The sequence below is a fragment of the Pseudomonas fluorescens genome (assembly GCF_040448305.1).
GTDB classification, from domain to species: domain Bacteria; phylum Pseudomonadota; class Gammaproteobacteria; order Pseudomonadales; family Pseudomonadaceae; genus Aquipseudomonas; species Aquipseudomonas fluorescens_BH.
Genome location: NZ_CP148752.1, coordinates 2,122,463 through 2,143,860 on the forward strand (window position 1 = coordinate 2,122,463; position 21,398 = coordinate 2,143,860).

At 52.0% G+C, this 21,398-nt stretch carries 17 protein-coding genes; 14 read left to right on the plus strand and 3 right to left on the minus strand.

Annotated elements, in window-relative coordinates:
- Positions 1 to 42: 42 nt before the first annotated feature.
- Together WHX55_RS09675 and WHX55_RS09680 are read left to right on the plus strand one after the other, a co-directional pair.
- Positions 43 to 1,254, plus strand: a complete 1,212-nt coding sequence (locus WHX55_RS09675; RefSeq protein ID WP_353742473.1) for a M24 family metallopeptidase — start codon at positions 43 to 45, stop codon at positions 1,252 to 1,254.
- A gap of 226 nt (positions 1,255 to 1,480) precedes the next feature.
- Positions 1,481 to 2,821, plus strand: a complete 1,341-nt coding sequence (locus tag WHX55_RS09680; RefSeq protein ID WP_353742474.1) for an MFS transporter — start codon at positions 1,481 to 1,483, stop codon at positions 2,819 to 2,821.
- A 118-nt stretch (positions 2,822 to 2,939) separates the two neighbouring features.
- Here WHX55_RS09680 and WHX55_RS09685 read toward each other — a convergent pair whose 3' ends face one another.
- Positions 2,940 to 3,956, minus strand: coding sequence for a GlxA family transcriptional regulator (locus WHX55_RS09685; protein ID WP_353743035.1), 1,017 nt, complete (start codon positions 3,954 to 3,956; stop codon positions 2,940 to 2,942).
- 741 nt (positions 3,957 to 4,697) lie between these two features.
- Between WHX55_RS09685 and WHX55_RS09690 the strand changes: the two genes are divergently transcribed.
- From WHX55_RS09690 to WHX55_RS09705, 4 genes are all read left to right on the plus strand, one after another.
- The gene (locus WHX55_RS09690) at positions 4,698 to 5,030 is read left to right on the plus strand and encodes a type II toxin-antitoxin system HigB family toxin (RefSeq protein WP_353742475.1); all 333 of its coding nucleotides are present in this window, start codon (positions 4,698 to 4,700) and stop codon (positions 5,028 to 5,030) included.
- Positions 5,027 to 5,704 (plus strand): transcriptional regulator, encoded by a 678-nt coding sequence (locus tag WHX55_RS09695; protein ID WP_353742476.1) that lies wholly within the window; start codon positions 5,027 to 5,029, stop codon positions 5,702 to 5,704. The genes WHX55_RS09690 and WHX55_RS09695 overlap by 4 nt, the downstream gene beginning before the upstream one ends.
- Before the next feature lie 401 nt (positions 5,705 to 6,105).
- Positions 6,106 to 6,471, plus strand: coding sequence for a hypothetical protein (locus WHX55_RS09700; protein WP_353742477.1), 366 nt, complete (start codon positions 6,106 to 6,108; stop codon positions 6,469 to 6,471).
- 429 nt (positions 6,472 to 6,900) lie between these two features.
- Positions 6,901 to 7,524, plus strand: a complete 624-nt coding sequence (locus WHX55_RS09705; RefSeq protein ID WP_353742478.1) for an ATP-binding protein — start codon at positions 6,901 to 6,903, stop codon at positions 7,522 to 7,524.
- Positions 7,525 to 7,642: 118 nt separating this feature from the next.
- Here WHX55_RS09705 and WHX55_RS09710 read toward each other — a convergent pair whose 3' ends face one another.
- The gene (locus WHX55_RS09710) at positions 7,643 to 7,822 is read right to left on the minus strand and encodes a hypothetical protein (protein ID WP_353742479.1); all 180 of its coding nucleotides are present in this window, start codon (positions 7,820 to 7,822) and stop codon (positions 7,643 to 7,645) included.
- Positions 7,823 to 8,704: 882 nt separating this feature from the next.
- Between WHX55_RS09710 and WHX55_RS09715 the strand changes: the two genes are divergently transcribed.
- Positions 8,705 to 9,535 carry a hypothetical protein gene (locus tag WHX55_RS09715; RefSeq protein WP_353742480.1) on the plus strand — a complete coding sequence of 277 codons (831 nt, stop codon included), beginning with the start codon at positions 8,705 to 8,707 and terminating at the stop codon, positions 9,533 to 9,535.
- A gap of 154 nt (positions 9,536 to 9,689) precedes the next feature.
- Here the strand turns inward: WHX55_RS09715 and WHX55_RS09720 are convergent, their stop codons facing one another.
- Entirely contained in the window at positions 9,690 to 10,613 is a 924-nt protein-coding gene (locus WHX55_RS09720; RefSeq protein ID WP_353742481.1) for a LysR substrate-binding domain-containing protein, read from the minus strand.
- A 193-nt stretch (positions 10,614 to 10,806) separates the two neighbouring features.
- Here WHX55_RS09720 and WHX55_RS09725 point away from each other — a divergent pair, with 193 nt between their 5' ends.
- The 7 genes from WHX55_RS09725 (at position 10,807) to WHX55_RS09755 (ending at position 20,153) form a co-directional block, all read left to right on the plus strand.
- Positions 10,807 to 11,727 (plus strand): ABC transporter permease, encoded by a 921-nt coding sequence (locus WHX55_RS09725; RefSeq protein WP_353742482.1) that lies wholly within the window; start codon positions 10,807 to 10,809, stop codon positions 11,725 to 11,727.
- Between the two features lie 7 nt (positions 11,728 to 11,734).
- Complete coding sequence (locus tag WHX55_RS09730) at positions 11,735 to 12,598, plus strand: ABC transporter permease (protein ID WP_353742483.1); 864 nt, start codon at positions 11,735 to 11,737, stop codon at positions 12,596 to 12,598.
- 25 nt (positions 12,599 to 12,623) lie between these two features.
- Positions 12,624 to 14,240 carry an ABC transporter substrate-binding protein gene (locus WHX55_RS09735; protein ID WP_353742484.1) on the plus strand — a complete coding sequence of 539 codons (1,617 nt, stop codon included), beginning with the start codon at positions 12,624 to 12,626 and terminating at the stop codon, positions 14,238 to 14,240.
- A 6-nt stretch (positions 14,241 to 14,246) separates the two neighbouring features.
- Entirely contained in the window at positions 14,247 to 15,752 is a 1,506-nt protein-coding gene (gene argH, locus WHX55_RS09740; RefSeq protein WP_353742485.1) for an argininosuccinate lyase, read from the plus strand.
- Between the two features lie 11 nt (positions 15,753 to 15,763).
- Entirely contained in the window at positions 15,764 to 17,608 is a 1,845-nt protein-coding gene (locus tag WHX55_RS09745; RefSeq protein ID WP_353742486.1) for a dipeptide ABC transporter ATP-binding protein, read from the plus strand.
- Positions 17,609 to 17,774: 166 nt separating this feature from the next.
- Positions 17,775 to 19,118 carry an OprD family outer membrane porin gene (locus tag WHX55_RS09750; RefSeq protein ID WP_353742487.1) on the plus strand — a complete coding sequence of 448 codons (1,344 nt, stop codon included), beginning with the start codon at positions 17,775 to 17,777 and terminating at the stop codon, positions 19,116 to 19,118.
- 630 nt (positions 19,119 to 19,748) lie between these two features.
- Positions 19,749 to 20,153 (plus strand): RidA family protein, encoded by a 405-nt coding sequence (locus WHX55_RS09755; RefSeq protein WP_353742488.1) that lies wholly within the window; start codon positions 19,749 to 19,751, stop codon positions 20,151 to 20,153.
- Positions 20,154 to 21,398 lie beyond the last annotated feature (1,245 nt).

Consider the following 21,398-nt stretch of genomic DNA (forward strand, 5'->3'; position numbering starts at 1 on the left):
TTGGCGCCTTCTGTAGCTCAATCAATGACAAGGATAAATGACATGCAAATGCCGAAAACCATCCAGATCAAGAACGGCGAAAAAGTGAGCCCGACGTTCTCTGCTCAGGAATACGCTAACCGCCAGGCCAAATTGCGGGCTTATCTCGCTCAGAACAATATCGACGCGGCAGTCTTCACGTCCTATCACAACATAAATTACTACAGCGATTTCCTGTATTGCTCTTTCGGCCGTCAGTACGCACTGGTCGTGACCCAGGACACGGCCGTAACCATCAGCGCCAACATCGATGGCGGTCAGCCATGGCGCCGTACTGTAGGCACTGAAAACATCGTCTATACCGACTGGCAGCGCGATAACTACTTCGTCGCGATCCAGCAAGCCTTGCCCAAAGCCGGGCGCATCGGCATTGAGTTCGACCATCTGAACTTGCTCAACCGCGACAAACTCGCCAGCCGCTATCCGCAGGCTGAACTGGTCGATATCGCCGCACCGTGCATGCGGATGCGAATGATCAAGTCCGCCGAAGAACACGCGATCATCCGTCATGGTGCACGGGTGGCGGATATTGGTGGTGCCGCCATCATCGAAGCCTTGCGTGACCAAGTTCCAGAGTATGAGGTAGCCCTGCATGCCACCCAGGCAATGGTGCGCGAAATAGCCCGAACCTTCCCGGATTCCGAGCTGATGGACACGTGGACCTGGTTCCAGTCCGGCATCAATACCGATGGCGCCCATAACCCGGTAACGTCGCGAAAGGTCAACAAAGGTGACATCCTCAGCCTCAATTGTTTCCCGATGATCGCCGGTTACTACACTGCACTTGAGCGCACATTATTCCTGGACCACTGCTCCGACGAGCATCTGCGGTTGTGGGAAGTTAACGTCAAGGTGCACGAGGCCGGTCTGAAACTGATCAAACCGGGTATGCGTTGCTGCGACATCGCGTTGCAATTGAACGAGATCTTCCTTGAACACGATCTGTTGCAATACCGCACCTTCGGCTACGGGCACTCCTTCGGAACGCTGAGCCACTACTACGGACGTGAAGCCGGACTGGAACTGCGCGAAGACATCGACACCGTACTGGAACCGGGGATGGTGGTTTCAATTGAACCCATGATCATGCTGCCCGAAGGTCTTCCGGGTGCCGGTGGTTATCGTGAACACGACATCCTGATCGTCAACGAACAGGGTGGAGAAAACATCACAAAATTCCCATACGGCCCTGAACACAACATCATCAAAAAGTAAAACCCGGCGCCGCACAGTGAACCTGTACGGCGTTTTGATTTGATGAGTGGCAAAAAATCTTCCCGGCGGCTGAGATAAACCGGAAAAAAACAACGCATGCACGCCAAGAGCGCGCAGCATCTATTGACCCTTAACCCTGCCAAGTAAAACAATAGAGGGTATTTGTCATGTTCTTCGTCCCGATCTCCAATCTTGATCACCGCACCTCTACTACCGGAGGTGCCAAATGAGCACCCAAAGTGCAAGCCTGACACCGACCCTGGCCCAAAAACTTGAACAGACGTCCGAGCGCAAGGCCTTGCGGCGCGCAGCCAGTGCCAGTTTCATGGGTAACTTCGTCGAGTGGTTCGACTATGCGGCCTACGGCTATCTGGCCACCGTCATCGCACTAACGTTCTTTCCGCAAACAGACAAGGCCACTGCACTGCTGGCGACCTTTGCGGTGTTCGCGCTGTCGTTTATTGTCCGACCGTTGGGAGGATTGGTTTGGGGGCACTTCGGTGACAAGTACGGACGGCGCAGTGCGTTGTCCTGGTCGATTTTGATCATGTCCATCTCGACCTTCTGCATCGGCATTCTGCCGACCTACAACCATATCGGCCTGTGGGCACCGGCGTTGTTGTTGCTGATTCGCTTGTTCCAAGGCTTTTCCGCTTCGGGTGAATACGCCGGGGCATCGGCCTTTCTTGCCGAATATGCCCCCGAGGGTAAACGCGGTTTGTACACCAGCATCGTCCCGGCGAGCACGGCGGCTGGCTTGCTATTCGGTGCGGTGTTTGTCGCCGGACTGCATGCGTGGATGAGTGTCGAGGATCTGCACAGCTGGGGTTGGCGCTTGCCCTTTTTGTTAGCCGCGCCATTTGGCTTGGTGGGGCGCTATATCCGGATGAGTTTGCAGGACACGCCGAAATTCCTGGAGATGGAGAAACGCCTTGAAGCGAAGGAGTGCGCGACCCACGCTCCGGTTCGTGAGTTGCTGACCGTGCACCGACGCAGCGTGATGATCGGGATCGGCGTGACCTGCCTGAATGCCGTGGCGTTTTACCTGTTGCTCAGTTACATGCCGACCTACCTGTCCACTGAAATGGGCATGAGCGAGAGTGATTCGTTCCTGGCGTCGACAGTGTCACTGGCGACCTACATCGGGCTGATCTTTCTGATGGGCAAGCTGTCGGATCGGTTCGGGCGCAAGGCCATGTTGCTGACGGCGTCGGTATTGTTCCTGGCGCTGACATTTCCATTGTTCGGGATGCTGGAGAGTCAACCGCTGATCGTGATTCTGATGATTCAGATTGCGTTCGGCGCGATCCTGGCGATGAACGATGGCACCTTGCCGTGCTTCCTCGCCGAGATATTTCCCACCCGCGTACGCTTTAGTGGTTTTGCCTTCAGCTTCAACATCGCCAATGCGGTGTTCGGTGGCACCGCGCCGTTTATCGCGACTTGGCTGATTCAACTGACCGGCAACAAAATGGCCCCAGCCTGGTATCTACTGGCGGCAGCGGCGGTGGCATTGGTAGCCATGCTGGCGAGCCGGGAAACTGCGCATAAGGCGTTACAGGACTGACCTTTCTTCTGCGACCTTAAGGGACGCCTTCGCGAGCAGGCTCGCTCCTACAATATGTGGGAGCGAGCTCGCGAAGTGGCCATTCCAGCTGAAATCAATGTTGAACCCAACCTGCAAATCAATGCAGGGCAGCCACTTGCTTACGCTCACCAATGGGCGATACACCGAAGAAACGGCTGTAGCATTTGGAGAAGTGTGCCGGGGAAACGAAGCCGCAGGCGAGGGCGATATCACGAACCTGGGATTCGCTGCGCAGCAGTAACTGTCGCGCCCGTGAAAGGCGCAGCTCCAGGTAATACTGACTCGGCGTGCGTTGCAGGTGCTTGTGAAACAGGCGCTCCAGTTGCCGCACCGATACCTCGTTCAATCGCGCGAGTTCCTCAAGCCCTACCGGCTCCTCAAGATTGGCTTCCATGATCGCCACCATCTGGCTGAGCTTGGGCTGCGAAGTGCCCAGCTTTTGCCGCAATGGCACGCGCTGTTGCTCCTGGGCGCCACGTACCCGATCACACAACAGCAACTCGGCCGCATGGGCTGCGATGTCCCGACCTCCGGGTTCGCGGCTGATTAACTGCAGAGTCATGTCCATGGAGGCCACGCCACCGGAGCAGGTGTAGCGATCACGGTCGAGCTCGAACAGCTGGTTGGAAATAATGATCCCCGGGAAACGCTCCTTCAGCGCTTCGATGTCTTCCCAGTGAATCGTGCAGCGATAACCCTTGAGCAAATCGGCGCGAGCCAACAAGTGGCTTCCAGTGCAAATCCCGCCCAGTGGCACCTGCTCATGTGCCAACTTGCGTAGCCAATTGAGCAATGGTCGGCTGCTGTGATTGGAGACGATCGGGTTTGATCCGACAACAAATAGCATGTCTAGCTTGGGTGCATCGGTAATGCTGTAGTCGGGCAGGATGCGCATGCCGTTGCTGGCGGTAACCGGCTCCAGGCTGGCAGCGATGATAACCGTGCGGAACATCGATTTGCGCGCAGCCAGATTGGCCATGCGCAGTGTTTCCACGGCGGATGCGAAGCCGATGGTGGTGAAGTTGGGGATGACCAGAAAACCTACGGTTTTCACCGGCCGTTGTTCATTCGCGTCACGTCCTGTGACGGGCTTCGCCGTCTGGAGTTTCGCCATCATTACCGCTCCTCAACTACATCAGTGACGCGCTCTTTGACAAGCTGCCGACGGGGCAACGTCATCTCGTTTTTGTGATTGTTAACACTGCTAATGGGGTTACTGGATCTTACACCGAGTGCCCGGTTAATAGACCATGACAAGATGGATAATCCCCCCTCAGAGCAACGATCTGGAACCACAGCGAGGCAGGCGGGCGAGTTTGTACCTGTCACGACTGACCGGAAATGGCCGATTCTGTTGAAAAAGTCGGTCATCCAAAACGGCCTGATCATTGATCGGTGAAAACGCCTTTTTTGCACGCTGCTACGTGAAATCCGATCCCGGATGCCTTTGCCAAAAATAAAGATTTCAATCTCGGACGCGTACTTTTCTGATGCGCAAACCATGGCCGACTTTTTCAACAGAATCGGCCGATCTCAGCCAGTCGTGTCCGGCAGCAGTCGACCCAGGAGGCCCCTACCTGACTCTCTCCAGATCGAGCACGATTCCCGAGCAATCCTGACAGAGAGGCCGCATGACCACCTGCCGCGCTACTTCGCTCCGCCCTAGGCGATTCAACCTAATCCGCGTTGCATCCGTTACTGTCAACCGTTTACCACCAGCTCCACGAAGAGCGGAGACGCTACTGACAGCCGGTCCGGTTCGCGGAGCCTTCAAAGCTCCACTGCGGGACTGACGGGGTGTAGTTGTCAAAAAAGACAACTGGCGTATAGTTGACCCTAAAGGTTAGGAATGCCCATGGACGTATTAATCAAACAGAAGTTTGAGGATGCTGCCGATCGATACCCCAACGATCGCAGCGGGTTGGAGCGCTGTCTCAGACTGCTGTTAGCAGCGGAACCCCAGAGTTACAACGAACTGCAGGGTATTTTTGGGAAGAACATCGACCTGTTTAAGCACCGCGCTGCCGAGGGGTGGGTAGCGATTGATATTGGCGGGCACAATCTCAGGCTGATAGCAGGCGTCAACTACCAACGGCAAAAGCTCTACGTGAAGCATATCTACACCCATGCTGACTACGACACCGCTACCGCGTGGTACGCCAGTAACAAAAGAGGAACAAAACCATGACCACTGTTCTTGAAAATTCGCAGAGCGTGCGCGCCGCGCTCGAAAGTCTTCAAATGCTTCTGGAGCAGCTGCGCGGTCAATTCGTGAACGGCATCGAGGGGCCAGAGGATTACGCTCGCGCCACTGTGCTGCTTGATGAACTGACCGACGGACATGACCTCAACAAGTATGAGGAGCAGATCCTTATCGAGCTTGAAGACGCGATTCTGGCTTACGAACAGAAAGGCGAACAGCTCAAAGCGTTTAACGCTGCGATCAAGGCCACCATCACACCGGTGCAACTGATCAAGGACTTGATGGAGACACTAGAACTAACCGGCTCGGATCTGCCCGAAATTGGCGACAAATTCGTGGTGTCCAAGGTTCTCAATGGCGATAGGGCGATCAGCCCTAGAATGGCTTTGGCCCTGGCCAAGCGCTTCCATATGGACCCGAAAGCATTCATTTCGGATACACCTATGCTTTCCGGGAAACCTCGGCAAAAGAACCACATCACGCACGGTAGATTGGAACGCAAGAAGCGTAGAGCCGAGCTGGTTTCCAAGAGGCTCGAAAGGTCGATGCCCGTAGAGTACGTAGAGCACGTATCTTTTGGCGATCTGATGCGTGAAAACCAGAAGTTGGTTGAATCGTCGAGGAAGGCCCCGGCCAAATCGCGGCCAGCCAAGGGCTGATAAGGCTACCACGTCGCGCACATAGGTATCGAACGCTTACATGTCGTTGCCGAGAAAAGCCACAGGTTCTCCCACAAGCCCGCTCAGCGGGCTTTTTGTTGCAGCTATTTCCAAAAGTTCGCATTTATTTCGGAAGCCGACAGTATTCAGTGCGTTTTCACACAGCCTGGGCCGATTGCTGCCTGTCACGAAGGGCAGCAACCGACCCAAAGAAAGTGGCCGTCAGGGTCAGTAAACGCTGATGAAGGCTCTGGTGTGATTAGCCAACCGGGTAGAAAAAAAGAGTCCCTGTAGCGCTTGGGTTAGCTCATCCAAACATGATCGAGCGACACAACATCCAATCAATTTTTGGCCATAATTGGAGGGGATATCACCAAAGCCATTTGCCCAAAGGCCTTCTTATGAAAATGTTATTTCCCACAATGATAATCGTTGCAGTGTTGTTCTCTGGGTGCGCGCTTTATGCGACTACAAATTTTCAACCATACGAATCGAAAAATGGAACATTTGAAGGACAGGGCGGTGCAAAGGAGACTATCGATGGAATTGATTTTTGGACAAATGGTCAACCACCTCGAAAATTTCAAATGCTTGGGGTTATTACCGATGAGCGCGTATCCAATCCGATAACTATGAGTAGTTTGAAAGGGGCGGTAGCCCTCAAGGCCAAGCAAGCTGGCGGAAATGCAGTTATTTGGAGCGGCGAGTCCGATCGACACGGCGACCGTGCCAGTTCAAAATTCGCTGTCATTAAATACCTTGACTAGGTTTTGAGTTTTCTCCGGTCACACTAGGAAAGCCCGGCGCAATGTTAATAGGCCCTCATTTCATAGTGCGTCTGAGGGACTGCTCTTGGCCGATTCTGTTGAAAAAGTCGGCCACGGTTTCCGCAGCTGAAAGGTACGCGTCCGAGATTGAAATCTTTATTTTCGGCAGAGGTTTGCAGACGCAGATTTCACGCAGCAGCGTGCAAAAAAGGCGTTTTCACCGATCAATGATCAGGCAGTTTTGGATGACCGACTTTTTCAACAGAATCGGCCGATTTCAGCCTGTCACGAAGGGGCGGTTTTGGGCAGTATAGGGAGTGTTCATTTGAGTACATTTCTATGGTCGTAACAGGTAATCCTTACCCAGCCAGTGGTGGTACACGACCTCCTGAGCTGGTTAGACGTGACGATCTACGTGAACGATTGCGAGTGTCGATCGAACGCGTTCGCATTGGGCGACCAGCAAAAAATCTCATAATTGTTGGGTCACGAGGTGTCGGAAAGACGGTTCTACTGAATCAGATGCTGACGGACGCAGAGTCGATTGGTATCCACGCAGTCTATGCGGAAGCATCGGAAAAGCGGTCGTTGTCTTCCCAGGTTGTCCCACAATTAAGGGCTGCATTGCTTTGCATGAGCACTATGCAAGCGTCCAAAGACGCTGCTATTAGAGCGCTCCGAGCGCTCTCAGGCTTCGTAAAATCACTAAAAAGACGCTACCAAGATATTGAGGTGGATTTCGATTACGAACCCGAGCCGGGGTTGGCCGACAACGGCGATCTCGAAGGGGATTTTGCCACCTTGTTGACTCATGTTGGTGAAGCGGCGCGGCATGCACGGACGGCCGTAGTGATCTTTATCGATGACCTTCAGTACGTCGCTGAACCAGAGTTGGCCGCCCTCATCACGGCCCTGCATCGGGTTTCGCAGTTGAGTCTTCCGGTTACAGTTGTTGGAACTGGCCCGCTCCAATTGCTCGACCGAGTTGGAAGTGCGAAGTCCTATGCTGAGCGTCTGTTCAACTATCCCGAAATAGGCCACTTCAGCCAGTAGAGGCGAATTTGATGTTCGTAAAACCATATGAAGACGGGAACCCGTCGAGTTGAGCCGTTATCGATTTGGTTAGCCGTAATTTCGCAGAACTATCGATCTAGCGGTTGCCCCTCGTACTTCATGCTTTCCGGCGATGGCTGACATGGGCGGGCAGCGCGAAGGTCTGCTGATCCATGGAGAACACCTTGGCATAGCGCTCAGAGGAGAACATCACCCGGTCTACCGCCCGGATAGCCTCCATCAATGCCTCAAAACTGGCGGGAGGAAAATCCAACGGCGATTCTCTGGACAGGAACATTTACCTCTCTGGTTGCTTGCACTCTTTATGCATAAAACTCGCACAATCCGAGCATATTTCAATCCGCTATTCGTCCGTTGGCCATAAATTGCTGTTGGCCGGCCCTCAGGAGGCTACCCCTGTCATGCTGGTGTGATGGGGCTGTTTTTGGATTGCGAACTCACGCGGCTGGCGAGCGAAGCAAAATTGATGTCCCTAGCGCATGCGTCCGAAGCAGGGCCAAAATTTTACATCGGACTTTCGGATACCTACCCGTCGAATTCCCACTAAGCGTTCAAAACGTTTCACGGTGAAACGCTTGGGAGTTTCCCTCTGGCATGCGAAACGTTTCACCGGACTATCTATATAGGGTCGATCTCTGCCTATGGCCGCCGGCAGCAATGGGCAGCTCTCTACCGAACATGGTTACTAAGCTTGCTGGTCAAGTCCGACACAAATGGCTGGTCAGATGCAATGCAAACGAGTGATCAGTACCGTTGCAATCAGGTGGTCAAGTGGAGTGCAATTCCGCACCTTGTGTTTGTAATACTCAAGACTCGTGCCTACGCAGATGTCTCGGCTGTCTACACGGAGCAATCAGCAGCCAGGTGCGATATTCCTGAAGCTCCACACACCCTCCCGCCATAACTCAGCAGGTGCTCGGACGATAGCAAAGGACTGCGTCTGTAAGCTTGCATGTGGTTCGAAATGACCTCAAAAAAAGTAAAAAAAGTTACTATCTGTAACTGCCTGGATACACTCGTAAATATCGCATATAACAGTTAAGAAGGATCCGTAAGAAGTGTGAATATATCTTCAACACTGGGGAGGACTCAGTGCATGCTAGTAAGGATGCCTTAACTCAGCTTTTTGATTTCTCCACTAAGCACGAAAAAATACAATATGCCAGCTAAGAAACACACCTGCGGATCACCCCTTTCACGCATCAACGGTCGCACACTCAAAGCCGCACTCAATGAGACCAAAGCAAATCACCAGTTCGGACTGTTCTCGAATACGCAGTGGGTCAGCGTCTGCCCGGCTTGTGACGCCTATGCACTTGGCGCTGAGACGATACATCCATGGCCTTTTGCCTGTTTCGACGGAGTAATGCGCACAGTCAACGACTTCGAGCTGAAGACTCATGAGTTCGACTCTGAGGATCTAGATTTCTGCGGTTTCAAGTTCTCAAGGTCTGCGCTTGAAAGCGCGATTCTGCTGGCACGCAAGGAGTTTGATGCCTCAAGCGATGTGGAGAACCTGGGAGCGGCTCTTTCGGCGGGGAGCCCCATAAATGTGCTGCTGTTTAGCCAAAAGGTTTGCGATTGGGGGCGGGGGCAACGGGTATGGGCAAATCTCCTTCGCCGGAACGGCAAGGAGAAACTGGAGAACTTGTTGGAAGAGTGGCTGAAAGGGACTGCTGGCGCCAGTGACGAAGATGCAATCCTTGGAGGTACCAATATCCTCGGGCTGGGTGTTTCGTTCGCCAGCAAGCATCTGCGTATGCTTGCTCCCGAAAAGTACGCTGTTCTGGACGATGTACTCAGCGAAGGGCTGGGCTTTGCCCTGAACGGCAAAGGCTATCGGCTCTTCCTGAGTTCCTTGCGCAAGTTTTCCGTAGATCATTCAATTTCAGGCAACCTGGCAGAGCTTGAAGCAGGGATATTCCTGCTAGTTCGCCAAGAAGTACGCTCTAGAACTCCAAGCGACTCTCAATCGCCCTTGGTATCGTAGAAATACCCCAATGGCCGTTTTTGGTTACTCCGGCGTTGTGAGAACCACGAGCCTCATATTGATGAAGTCTTCGTTACTATTGATGGCCTCCAGAGCACCCCGAACGTTCCCAACAATATTACCTGACGGGGCAGCAGCCTGCAGGAGGTTCCGTTTAATACTCCACAGGGGGAATCATGGAAATGAATTCCGACTTGAATATACTCTCCATTGCTCGCATAAAGTCTAACGTCAACTTAGAGCGTTGCTGATGACTGGGGAACACCATAGAAACTTCGAATGGTATGTCTTGATCAAGTTTTCTAAAAGTAATCCCCGGATACTTCGAGTACGAAGCGGTAAAAGGATCGCATATTGTGATTCCGAGCCCACCGGAAACCATACCGCAGGCGGAGTGGGCTGCGGTGGTTTCTACGGAGGAGATGCCTGCAACACCGCGGGCCTCCATTGCTGACGTAATTCGACGCTGTAGCGGATTATTCGTGTTAAGCGTAATCAGTCGACGTTTGTGTAGGTCATCAAGTGTGACGACATCTTTTGAGGCCAATACATCGTCAATTGGCATGACACAAACCGCACTTGTGGGCGGCAGAGGTACCGCCTGGATTCCGGGATACTCTCCCGAAGGAATCTGAACAAAGCCAATATCAATTTGGTTTGCAGATGTCAGTTCCAGGATTCCCAAAGAGTTTCGAACGTCTAAAGATGTTCTGACCTCGGGGTGGTTTCTTGCAAAGCGACAAACCCCTTCAGCCACAACACTGAGACCAAGAGTGCTCATTGAGCCGATCCTCAAAGTTCCTGTGCGGAGCATTACCAGGTCTTCTGCCACGCGCTCAATTCGCTCAATACCCTGATAGAACTTATCGACTTCAGCATACAAGACCTGTGCTTCCGCGCCGGGAATGAGGCGATTACCCTCGCGGCGAAACAGTCGAAGAGAAAGTACGATTTCAAGGTCGCGTATGAGCCTGCTAACGGCGGGCTGGCTTACCTGAAGAGCTTCAGCTGCGACGGTCATGCTCCCAGTGAGCATGACCGTTCTAAAAGCTTCCAACTGGCGGGGATTTAGTTTCATCGTAGCTCTCAATCGTCGTAGGACGGGCGCCATCCAGCCAGCGTATAACATTTTGTTATGCGCGTCCAACATGTTGCCGGTTTGCGATAGTGATGTGACAGAGCGATGATTTGTTTGCGTTGTTTTTAGCCCAACAGCATGGCCTCGTAATACTGCCGGGTAATGCTGACGCAAAATAAAAAGAGGACAACTCGTGCTGAACTACACCCTCCGCAGGTTATTACTCCTGCTACCGATGCTATTGGGAGTATCCATTGTGGTATTCCTGGTGATGCATTTTATTCCGGGCGATCCGGCTCAACTCGCTGCGGGACCTGATGCGACAGCAGAAGACGTTGCGCAAATACGGAAAAACTACGGGCTGGATCAACCGCTCGCTACTCAATACATAATCTATGTAAAAAAAATTGCCAGTGGCGATTTCGGTGAATCGTTCCAGACATTTACCCCGGTGCTGGAAGGCATTTCAAGAACGCTCCCGGCAACTATTGAGCTAACGGCTGCTGGGATGCTGCTGGCAGTAATCATTGGCGTTCCACTGGGTATTCTCGCTGCACTACGACCCAGGGGGTGGCTTGACAGTTCGCTCACCACATTTGCAGTTTTAGGTATCTCGGTACCCGGCTTCTTTCTCGGGCTGATATTGATGTCGATATTTTCAGCGAGTTTGGGGTGGCTACCACCCACCGGAAGAGGAGGGTGGCAGCACTTGATACTGCCTGCATTCACCTTGGGCTTGCCTTACGTTGCCACATTTTCGAGGCTGGCTCGATCCACGATGATGGACGTGCTGAAAGAAGATTATATTCGTACCGCCTACGCCAAAGGTGTGCCCAGCTATAAAGTTGTTCTTAAACATGCACTTTCCAATGCGGCTATTCCACTTGTTACGGTCTTCGGGATGGACTTCGGTCGTCTGCTTGGCGGCGCCGTTATTGTCGAGACTGTATTTGCGTGGCCCGGTATGGGGCGCTTCCTGATTGACGCAATTATGGCTCGAGACATTTATGTGGTCCAAGGAACAGTCCTTGTGTTTGCAGCCTTGGTAGTGATCATCAACTTAATTGTGGACCTCGTATATGGCATCCTCGACCCTCGCATCACTTACAACTGAGGCTGATATGCAACTGCCGAAAAAGCGTCGGTGGGGCTTTGTTGGCTTCCTTATATCCAATAAGCGTTGGTTTGCGTTTAGTGCGTTTCTAGTCATCCTGGCAATGATCGCGGCTGCGATTTGCGCACCTTTCTTGTTTGACTGGGATTCGGTGACTAAAATTAATTTGTCCAAATCTCTTATTGGTCCGGGTACCGAGTCTTTGCTTGGAACAGATCAAATGGGTCGGGACTTGTTGGGAAGAGTCCTGTGGGGCGCACGCATCACACTCACTGTCGCTGTGTCGAGTGTCGGTATTGCGATGCTGGTTGGTGTTTCGGTAGGCGCAGCTTGCGGATATTACAACGGCGCCATCGCCAGTTTGGTAATGCGGGTCATGGATTCCATGATTGCGTTCCCTAGGACCTTGGTAGCAATTCTAATTATTACCGTCGCGGGAAACAGCATCTTCAGTCTGACACTTGCGATTGCCATTTCAACCATCCCTATCTACGTCCGTTTTTTTGCAGGGCCAGTGATGGCGCTGAGAAATCGGGAGTTTGTACTGGCCTCGAAATCCATCGGTGTCGGTGATCTGCGATTGTTGCTGGTGCATATCCTGCCCAATATTGGTTCGCTGGTCATTATTCAGGCAACCGTCTCGTTGGCCGAAGCCATCCTTATTGGTTCCGGGCTTAGCTTCCTGGGACTTGGCCCACCGCCGCCAACGCCGGAGTGGGGTTCGATGATCGCCGAGTCGCGACCGTTGCTGACAACACATCCTTACGTCTTGCTCGCGCCTGGATGCGCCCTTGTCCTGACCATATTGAGCTTCAACATTGTTGGCGATGCGCTACGGGACTATATCGATCCGAAATCGCGAAACGCTTAATTGAAATCAGGGCGGGTAGTCGCCGATGAGTTCCACAAAAATAATAGAGCGAGACAAGATGATGGGACGCTTAAGTTTCCTGGCAGTACTCATACGAAGTTTTTCTGTTCTAGGCATCATAGGGCTGTCGGCCAGTTTGCCGACGGTTGTCCATGCCAAAGAGACTGGGCAAATAACCTTCGTCCAGGGCTCTGATATAGATACGTTGGATCCTGCCATTTCGCGCAGCGTACCTTCTTATAATGTAATTGATCACTTGTTTAACAGGTTGATCGCTTGGGATGGAAAAGATCGCTCCAATTTTGTACCTGATTTGGCAGAGTCATGGTCCAGAACGGAAGATGGCAAACAATGGACGTTTGTGTTGAAGCAGGGAATCAAATTCCACGATGGTACGGATTTCAATGCTGAGGCTGTGAAGTTCAACCTAGATAGAATTAGTAACCCTAAATTGGGGTCTCCGCATCGTTCTTTTTATGCGGATATCTTGTCGGTGGAAGCCGTGTCGCCGTATCAGGTACAGATTACGACAAAAAACCCTTCCCCCACCATGCTGGAACTGCTGGCAAAAGAATCCTCGTCAATGAATAGCCCCACAGCGGTTGCTAAATTCGGACGAGCCTATGGACATCATCCAGTCGGTACTGGCCCCTACATTTTTGATAGCTGGATACCCAATGATCAGGCCGTCATTGAAAGGAATGCCTCTTTTTATGGAGAGGCGGGGAAGCCTTCCAAAATTGTATTTCGGCCAGTAAGAGAGGACTCCTCTCGAGTAATTGAACTGCGGACAAATAATGCTGACGTCGCGGCTAATTTGTCGCCAGAAGCCGCGATCGAGCTAACGGAACTCAAAAAATCCACATTGCTCCGCGTGCCCAGTACATTCCAGATTTTCTTTGAAATGAACCTGACAAAGCCGCCATTCGATGACGCGCGTATACGCCGTGCAGTCAGCATGGCAATTGATCGCGAGGCGTTAGTAAGCAAAGTTCTGCTTGGATATGGAAAGGTGCCTACGGGTCCATTTCCCGAAGGTACACAAGCAAGACAGGCGTTTGCTCCGGTCAAGTACGACCCTGAAGCCGCGAAAAAAATCATTAACGAGGTTTATCCAGGAGGCTATCCAGGAACCGTTGTTATGTGGACCCCCGCGGGACGTTATACCAAGGACCGACAAGTCGCCGAGGTTGTTCAAGGTTATCTCAATGCAGTGGGGCTAAAAACCGAGTTCAAAGTATGGGAATGGGCCACTTATCAAAAGAACTTGTATCGCCCTGATCCAGGAAAGGGAACGGGCAAAGGGACCAATGACGCAAACATGTGGTTGCTGGGTACAGGTATTTCTGATGCGGATATTCGCCTGCGCCGGAAGTTGTCTACGGGTGATCCACAGAATTTAACTGGGTATAGCAATCCTGATGTAGACAAATATCTCAAACTTGCCTCTCGTGAGCTGGATGAGAAAAAGCGCATGTCCTATTACGGTCAGATCCAACAGATTCTATGGGAACAGGATGCAGACAATCTGCCTCTTTTTGACCAAGAGCAAGTTGTCGGCGTGCGCAAAGGTTTGAATGGTCTTGATATTGATTATGAAGGGACCATCGATTTTAAGAATGTAGAACTTATTGACCGGTGATTTAAAATGTCGAATGCACATGCCAACGAAACCCTGTTAACTGATGCTCGTTTGAGTGCCCCTCCTGCTGAGCGCATGGTCAAATACCATGACATTCCTGCTCTTGAAACCGAGAAGCGGCAATTTCATGAATTCGTTGAAGTTGACCTGGCTCATACCGTAATGCTCGTAGAGCAGAAAATTCTGTCTGCATCCGTAGGGCAAGCCATCCTGGCGGAGCTTCGACGGATACGGGAAATGTCTCCATCAGATTTTCCGTTTGATGTGAAGAAAGGCAGCTTTCTACTCCAGGTTGAATCGTACCTGTTCTCCAAAATTGGTGAAGATTCGGCAGGGCAAATGCATACAGGCCGCAGTCGTATCGACCAAGGTGCGACAGTGCGTCGTCTGTACGACCGCAAGCGCATTCTTGTCGTGCTGGATCGCATCAATGAATTTCAGGCGGCACTGATTCACAAGGCTGCTCAGCACTCGAGCACGATCATGCCGGGCTATACACATATGCAGCACGCTCAGCCCTGGGTCTTTGGCCACTATCTGCTGAGTTTTACTTCGAGACTGCACGATAGTTTCAATCGCCTGATGCAGGCATACAGCAGGGTCAATCGAAATCCTCTCGGAGCCGTGGGGCTGGCCGGTACCTCCTGGCCTTTGGACCGGGCGCGTACGACGCATTTATTGGGTTTTGACAGCCTTGTGGAAAACTCCAAACTGGGCCGAGAAGCGTGGTACGCGGCAGAGACAATCGGCGCTTTGTCATTCGTTATGGCTGACTTGAACGACCTCGCTACCGATCTGCACATCTGGTCGAGTGTCGAATTCGCGACGGTGGAGAGCCACGACGGTTACTGCGGCACCAGCAGCATTTTCCCGCAGAAGAAAAATCCCAGTGGCCTTGAAACCATCAAGAAGGCAGCGGGTGGGTCCGTTACCTGGCTCAGCACGGCGCTGGCGACGTTCAGGTCCGAAGGGACTGGCGATCAAGCAATGCGTGACTTGCCATTGATACATGATGCCCTTGCGATCACCGAAGGGATGCTCGATCTGTTCACCGGTATCATCGAAACACTGGTTGTGCATGAGGACCGGATGGCGGCTCTCTTGTCGGGGAGCTGGTGCACAGCGAGCAATCTCGCCGATGTTATCGTTCGAGATCGAGGTATCTCGTTCCGTCAGGTTCACCACGTGGTGGCGCGCCTGGTTCGTAACAGCTTGCTCGCCGGTGTATCGCCGGGAATGGTGACGGGTGCTGCACTGGATCAAGCCGCTATGGAAACCATCGGTTCAACGCTCCAGTACTCTGACGCGCAGGTCCGCGATACGTTGAATCCGCGTCGGTTTGTTGAAACCCGGATCTCTGCGGGTGGAGTAGGCCCGGGTGAAATCAAGCGGTTGTTGTCGATTGCGCGAAAAGAGCTTCAGGAGGACTGCGAGTGGGTTTCCCAACATCGGCTGAAGGTCGCCCAATCTCGTGCAGACCTCGATACCGCCATCTCGAAGATTGTCGATTAAAGGAGCTTCCCATGAACGAGAATTTGGTAGTTCGCGTTAAAAACCTGAGTGTGGGGTTCGGCGCTATTGGGCGCGAATCGACCGTCGTACGTGACGTTTCGTTTGAGGTGATGCGTGGTCAGACGCTTGCGATCGTTGGCGAGTCCGGTTCCGGTAAATCCGTAACTTCAATGGCGATGATGGGGCTGATCAAGCGAGCCGGTGGCAGGATTCTTTCAGGTTCGATGGAGCTGCAAACCAAAGACAACAAAGTAATCGATCTGGTATCCGCTCCCGAGTCCGTGATGCGTCATCTCAGAGGGTCCTCAATGTCGATGATCTTCCAGGAACCAATGACCTCGCTGAATCCGGTCTTCAAGATAAGCTCTCAACTCACCGAGGCCATTGTTCTGCATAAGCACTGCAGTCGTGCAGAAGCTGAAGCCCAAGCGTTACGTATGCTGGACCTGGTACGCATCCCTGATGCGAAGCAGATCATGAACCGATTTCCCCACGAGCTTTCCGGTGGAATGCGCCAGCGCATCATGATTGCCATGTCACTGGTTTGTGAGCCGACATTGCTGATCGCCGATGAACCGACAACCGCGCTGGACGTAACAGTCCAGGCGCAGATTCTGCGTATCATCAAGGAGCTGCAAAGCAGCCTGGCAATGGGCGTTATCTTTATCACGCACGATATGGGTGTCGTGGCAGAAGTCGCAGATAAAGTGATGGTGATGAAAAAAGGCAAGACCGTCGAGCAGGGTTCCGCCAGGGCTATTTTGCAGTCACCTCAGCAACCCTATACCCGCGCACTGCTGGCCGCGGTTCCTAAAATTGGTTCAATGCACGGCACTTGTTTGCCCGCGAAATTTCCCTTGATCGATGATAAAACGGCTGAAACCTCACCGGAATCGGAGGCACTCTGTAACGTTGCTCCTGATTACAAACATCCGCCTATCCTCAGCGTAAAGTCGTTATCCATTCGCTACGATCTCAAGGGCGGTCTCTTTGGGAAAGTCAAACGTCGGGTTCATGCCGTCGAAGCCATCGACTTTGACATTTACTCAGGTGAAACACTGGCTCTGGTGGGAGAATCCGGGTGTGGCAAATCGACCAGCGCGCGCGCAATCGCCGGCCTGATGCCCATACAGGGAGGAGATATCTTCTTCGGTGGTAAAAACCTTGCGTCGTTGAACAAGAGCGGTTTAAAGACGCTGCGTCGAGACATTCAAATGGTCTTTCAAGACCCTTATGCATCTCTCAACCCGCGACTGACGATCGAGGACAGCCTTTTAGAGCCGCTGCACGTTCATAACATTGCCCGTGGCGCTGAGGCACGCAAGCAGGTTCGAAACCTGTTGGAGCGAGTTGGGTTGTCTGCTGAACATGCGCAACGTTATCCGCACGAGTTTTCCGGAGGACAGCGGCAGCGGATCTGCATCGCGCGCGCGTTGACGCTATCGCCCAAGCTGATCATTGCCGATGAGGCGGTATCGGCACTGGACGTGTCCATTCAAGCTCAAGTGATTAATCTTCTGCAGGATTTGCAGCGTGATATGGGGATTTCATTCCTTTTCATCTCCCATGATCTTGCGGTGGTTGAGCGGGTCAGTCATCGGGTTGGTGTGATGTACCATGGTCGTATTGTTGAAATCGGCCCGCGACGTTCGGTATTCGAAAATCCACACCACGCCTACACCCAGAAGTTATTAAGCGCAGTTCCTTCGGCTGATTTAAACGTCCCCAGGAAACCGTTCAGCCTTATGGAGGAAGTTGTGCCGAGCAGAATTTACGACATTAACTATCAAGCACCGGATGTGAGCTATCTGGAAGTGGCGCCTGGCCACTTTGTTGCTAATTCGGCCATTATGTAGTCGATTAGTTGAAGTCGATCTGCTGCCCTGTGCCGCTCCAGGGCGGAACTATAAAAATAAAAATTCAATACGCTTCCTGCGAAGTATTGAAGCTATTTAAGTTTGGCAAACAAAAAAAATAACCTCCGGCTTACAACTGTCTTTACTGTGCATGGGAAAAATATAGATGAACAAGGGCAAAATGGTGCTCGGCCTTACCTTGGCCGCAATATATCAACACGGCTACTCTTCCGGTTTTCTGGATGACAGCAAAGCCACTGTTAGCTCTCGCTCGCTCTATTTTGAAGGGGATCAGCGTGGGACTAACGGAGTGGATCAGCGCCAGTCAGTAACAGGTTTGAGATTTGATTTCAGCTCTGGTTACACGCAAGGACTTATAGGGTTCGGGCTTGATATCCAGGGATTGCTGGGTGTGAACCTGGGTGGTGGCATTTCTCCTCACAGCACCTCTACCAGTAATACCGTCAGCCCCGTAGATTCAGATGGCACCCCGGTTGATAACTGGAGCCGCCTAGGTGCCAATGCCAAGATCAAGCTATCCAAAACCGAGTTGAAGGCAGGCAATGCGCTGGCTCCCAACCTACCGATCCTGGTAGCCAATGACTCGCGCCTTCTTCCTCAGTCCTTTCAAGGCGCAATGGTTACCTCCAAAGAGTTTGGTGACGTTACCTATACGGCAGGTCAACTAAACCGCGCTATCGGTCGAGCCTCCAGTAACTGGGCCGGCATTTCTGCGGGGGGGCGCAAGGGTTCCGATGCATTCCGTTTTGCGGGCGCAGACTGGAAGCCCACGAAGGACTTGATGCTTCAGTATTATTATGCGCAACTGGAAGATTACTACGGTCAATCCTTTCTAGGTTTGATCCATGATTTCCAGATATCACCTGAGCAGTCCTTCAAAACTGATCTGCGCTACTTCAATAGCCATTCGGATGGAAAAAATGGTAGTAATACCAATTACAAATACAAAAATGGTTATAACGCTGGCGGATTAGGGGAAATAAATAACAATACGTGGTCTGCCGCTTTTACTTATACGCTTGGCGGCAATTCACTGACCCTGGGGCATCAGCGCGTCAGTGATGGCGGTGGTATGCCCTATGTTACCAACGGCAACCTGGTTGATGGTCACGGGCGCCCGGAGGGAGAAGGAGGCGCCAGCGTCTACCTTTACACCGATATCATGATTAACAACTTTACCCGCGCGGGTGAAAACTCCAGTTTTGGTATTTATCGATATGACTTTGCTGGCGTTGGCGTTCCTGGGTTTAAAGCACAATGGACGTACGTCAAAGGTCAGGATATCCGAGGTATTGGTAATGCAACGACCGGGCGATATAGCGAATGGGAGAGTGATTATCGGTTGGACTATGCGATCCAAAGCGGTTCGCTTAAAGGATTAGGCGTTTCACTTCGTCGCGGAAACTATCGCACCCAGCTCCCGACAACTACGGCCCAGGATCAGGACCAAACCCGCTTTTACATAAATTACACCTATTCGCTTTGGTAACGGTTAGCCGGCCAAAAAAATTCAACCCCGGTACCAGCCTGGCGGAATTGAATGTTCTAGCCAAAGCTGGGCGGGGATCTACACCTTCTCTAATCACTGCCACCCAAGGCTCCGCGTGTGGGATGAATTGCAGTATCAGAAGACAGGTGGCTGCATCGAACGGTCCTTCTGGCGCGGTTTCGATGTAGCCTTCATGAAGCTCGACTCGTGCTGCAGCGTGCCTAAGGTTGCCTGTGCAAGTTTCAACATTTCGGCGGAGGGGGGGACTCCGGCAAACCGCAACTCCGGCTGTCAGTCGGCAAATTCTTTTGCTCAAAGCCATCGCCGCTCCGAGCATCAGCACGCGGCCTGCGGATGGCACACTTTCTCAGAGGAGGAATGTTGCAATCCGTTGCAGGGAATCAAAATCTGGGACCTGTCTGACGGGGCCCTTGGCGTAGCGTGCGACAGCTACGGGGTCTGAAACCACGTCAAAAAAGCTCTTTTATCTCTTAGAAAATACTGACCTTACTTGTGCCGCACAACACTGGTAAACGAATTACGGAGCGCGCGCTTTCGTCACGCCCGTGTAAAAATCCCTCATCGATTTGGCTGATAAAATCCGCTGATTACCTGCTTGGAGACCCAACGATGCCGTACCGTGAAATCATCATTCCAGACTCTATGAGGCCCATCGTTGAACGAGCGGGTTACGTCCCAGCAGTCAAGTTCGGCGACACACTGTACTGTGCCGGTCAGGTGGGAAGAACTCCTGAACTGGACGTTATCCAAGATCCTGAGCAACAGTTCATCAGCGCCTGGGAAAATCTTGACCGCGTGCTCGCCGCTGGAGGCTGCAGCTTTGAGGATGTGGTCGAGATGACTACCTATCACATGGGTATGTCGCAGCATATGCCCTTGTTTCGTGAGGTGAAGAATCGGGTATTCCCCAAAGGTCTTTGCGCTTGGACGTGCATAGGTGTCAGTGAATTGGCACATCCGGGACTGTTGGTGGAAATCAAGTGTGTGGCAGTGCGGCAAACTTATAGTGAGTGAAGTATTTCCTTCGCTCGATGCTCAGTTTTTGCGGATCGGATTAACATATAGAATTAGAGCCGTCACCGCGCCAACCAAAGCATCCAGAGACCAAGTCTTGTCACGGCCTGCAAGGAAGGCCCGTGAGTGTTGAGACATCTCCTCGCCGCTTCATATTAACGCCAGCCGTTCTAGCGGATAGTCTGCTGTCGAGTGCTGCCTGTCGCAATAGGCAGCAAACGACCCAGAGTGTGTAAAAACGCTTCACCAAAATTGAAGTATGCGCATCTACGTTAAATCTGAAATTTATCGGCACGTCAGCAGATGTGGATTTCGCGTAGAAACGCGATTTCCAGTCCGATTTTGAGTACCTGTCGCGCTCAAAAACGTTTGACAGTCGGGACTGGAGCAAAAATCGCGCTCCTACGCAAATTTCTGGTCTGCTGATACACAAGCACCAGCAGATTTTACGTAGCAACGCAGACTTCAAAACGGCGCATGCGTTTTTACACACTCTGGACCCAAAGCAGCCTCTCAGGCTCCTCATCTGTTAGCTAAAAAAACAACCCATAACCAGGGTCGCTTCAGTCTATTTAAACTGGCAAGCTACAAACTCCTCTCGTCTAGAGGGTGTTTTCTAGCGATATCGATGGTGGAATCAGTAAGATTTAAGTGGCTTCGGACGTCATTCATGATCACTCGCTCTTAATAGATTAAAGCAGTAGTGGCATGAGCTCATTTATTACAGAGACAAGACAAAGCGTCCAATCTTCATTGAAGATACTGGCGATCATTTTTTTTATGCGGTGGCGCAGAGCAGTCAGCCGTGTGCCTCTCTGCAAAAAACGTCGATGCCACGGATGGTTTACACGGTGACGCAGAAGCTATGAGGGCAGTCGCCGCAGCCGTTCTGAACTGGCCAGGTTCGGACTGCCGGAAGATGAAAGGCATTGTTCAGGAATCGATAAGTCGGGACAGATAGGTGGATTACAGCAGGTGAAAGTCTAGCGTTTAACGGTCTCGGCGTTCGGTGCAGAACATCTCAGCGGGGCGTGGGTATCTTTCAAATAGGGAACGGTCAGACTTTTATCCCTGGTCAAAAACAACCAACTTTACGTGCCTTGAAAAAGTACCCGCGTTGAATGACTGATTGAAAACATTACAAAGGCTGTAAAATTTGGATTTGAATAGTTGGTAAACCTCTGCCTCGACCATCCGTGAGAAAGAAGACAACCTAACTTCCACGACCTTGCATCACAATAATGC

Coding starts and splice junctions, on each gene's coding strand:
- WHX55_RS09680 (WP_353742474.1), top strand. CDS start 1,481: ATGAGCACCCAAAGTGCAAGCCTGACACCGACCCTGGCCCAAAAACTT.
- WHX55_RS09720 (WP_353742481.1), bottom strand. CDS start 10,613: ATGAAACTAAATCCCCGCCAGTTGGAAGCTTTTAGAACGGTCATGCTC.
- WHX55_RS09710 (WP_353742479.1), bottom strand. CDS start 7,822: ATGTTCCTGTCCAGAGAATCGCCGTTGGATTTTCCTCCCGCCAGTTTT.
- WHX55_RS09675 (WP_353742473.1), top strand. CDS start 43: ATGCAAATGCCGAAAACCATCCAGATCAAGAACGGCGAAAAAGTGAGC.
- WHX55_RS09750 (WP_353742487.1), top strand. CDS start 17,775: ATGAACAAGGGCAAAATGGTGCTCGGCCTTACCTTGGCCGCAATATAT.
- WHX55_RS09745 (WP_353742486.1), top strand. CDS start 15,764: ATGAACGAGAATTTGGTAGTTCGCGTTAAAAACCTGAGTGTGGGGTTC.
- WHX55_RS09715 (WP_353742480.1), top strand. CDS start 8,705: ATGCCAGCTAAGAAACACACCTGCGGATCACCCCTTTCACGCATCAAC.
- WHX55_RS09695 (WP_353742476.1), top strand. CDS start 5,027: ATGACCACTGTTCTTGAAAATTCGCAGAGCGTGCGCGCCGCGCTCGAA.
- WHX55_RS09755 (WP_353742488.1), top strand. CDS start 19,749: ATGCCGTACCGTGAAATCATCATTCCAGACTCTATGAGGCCCATCGTT.
- WHX55_RS09700 (WP_353742477.1), top strand. CDS start 6,106: ATGAAAATGTTATTTCCCACAATGATAATCGTTGCAGTGTTGTTCTCT.
- argH (WP_353742485.1), top strand. CDS start 14,247: ATGTCGAATGCACATGCCAACGAAACCCTGTTAACTGATGCTCGTTTG.
- WHX55_RS09735 (WP_353742484.1), top strand. CDS start 12,624: ATGAGTTCCACAAAAATAATAGAGCGAGACAAGATGATGGGACGCTTA.
- WHX55_RS09690 (WP_353742475.1), top strand. CDS start 4,698: ATGGACGTATTAATCAAACAGAAGTTTGAGGATGCTGCCGATCGATAC.
- WHX55_RS09730 (WP_353742483.1), top strand. CDS start 11,735: ATGCAACTGCCGAAAAAGCGTCGGTGGGGCTTTGTTGGCTTCCTTATA.
- WHX55_RS09685 (WP_353743035.1), bottom strand. CDS start 3,956: ATGGCGAAACTCCAGACGGCGAAGCCCGTCACAGGACGTGACGCGAAT.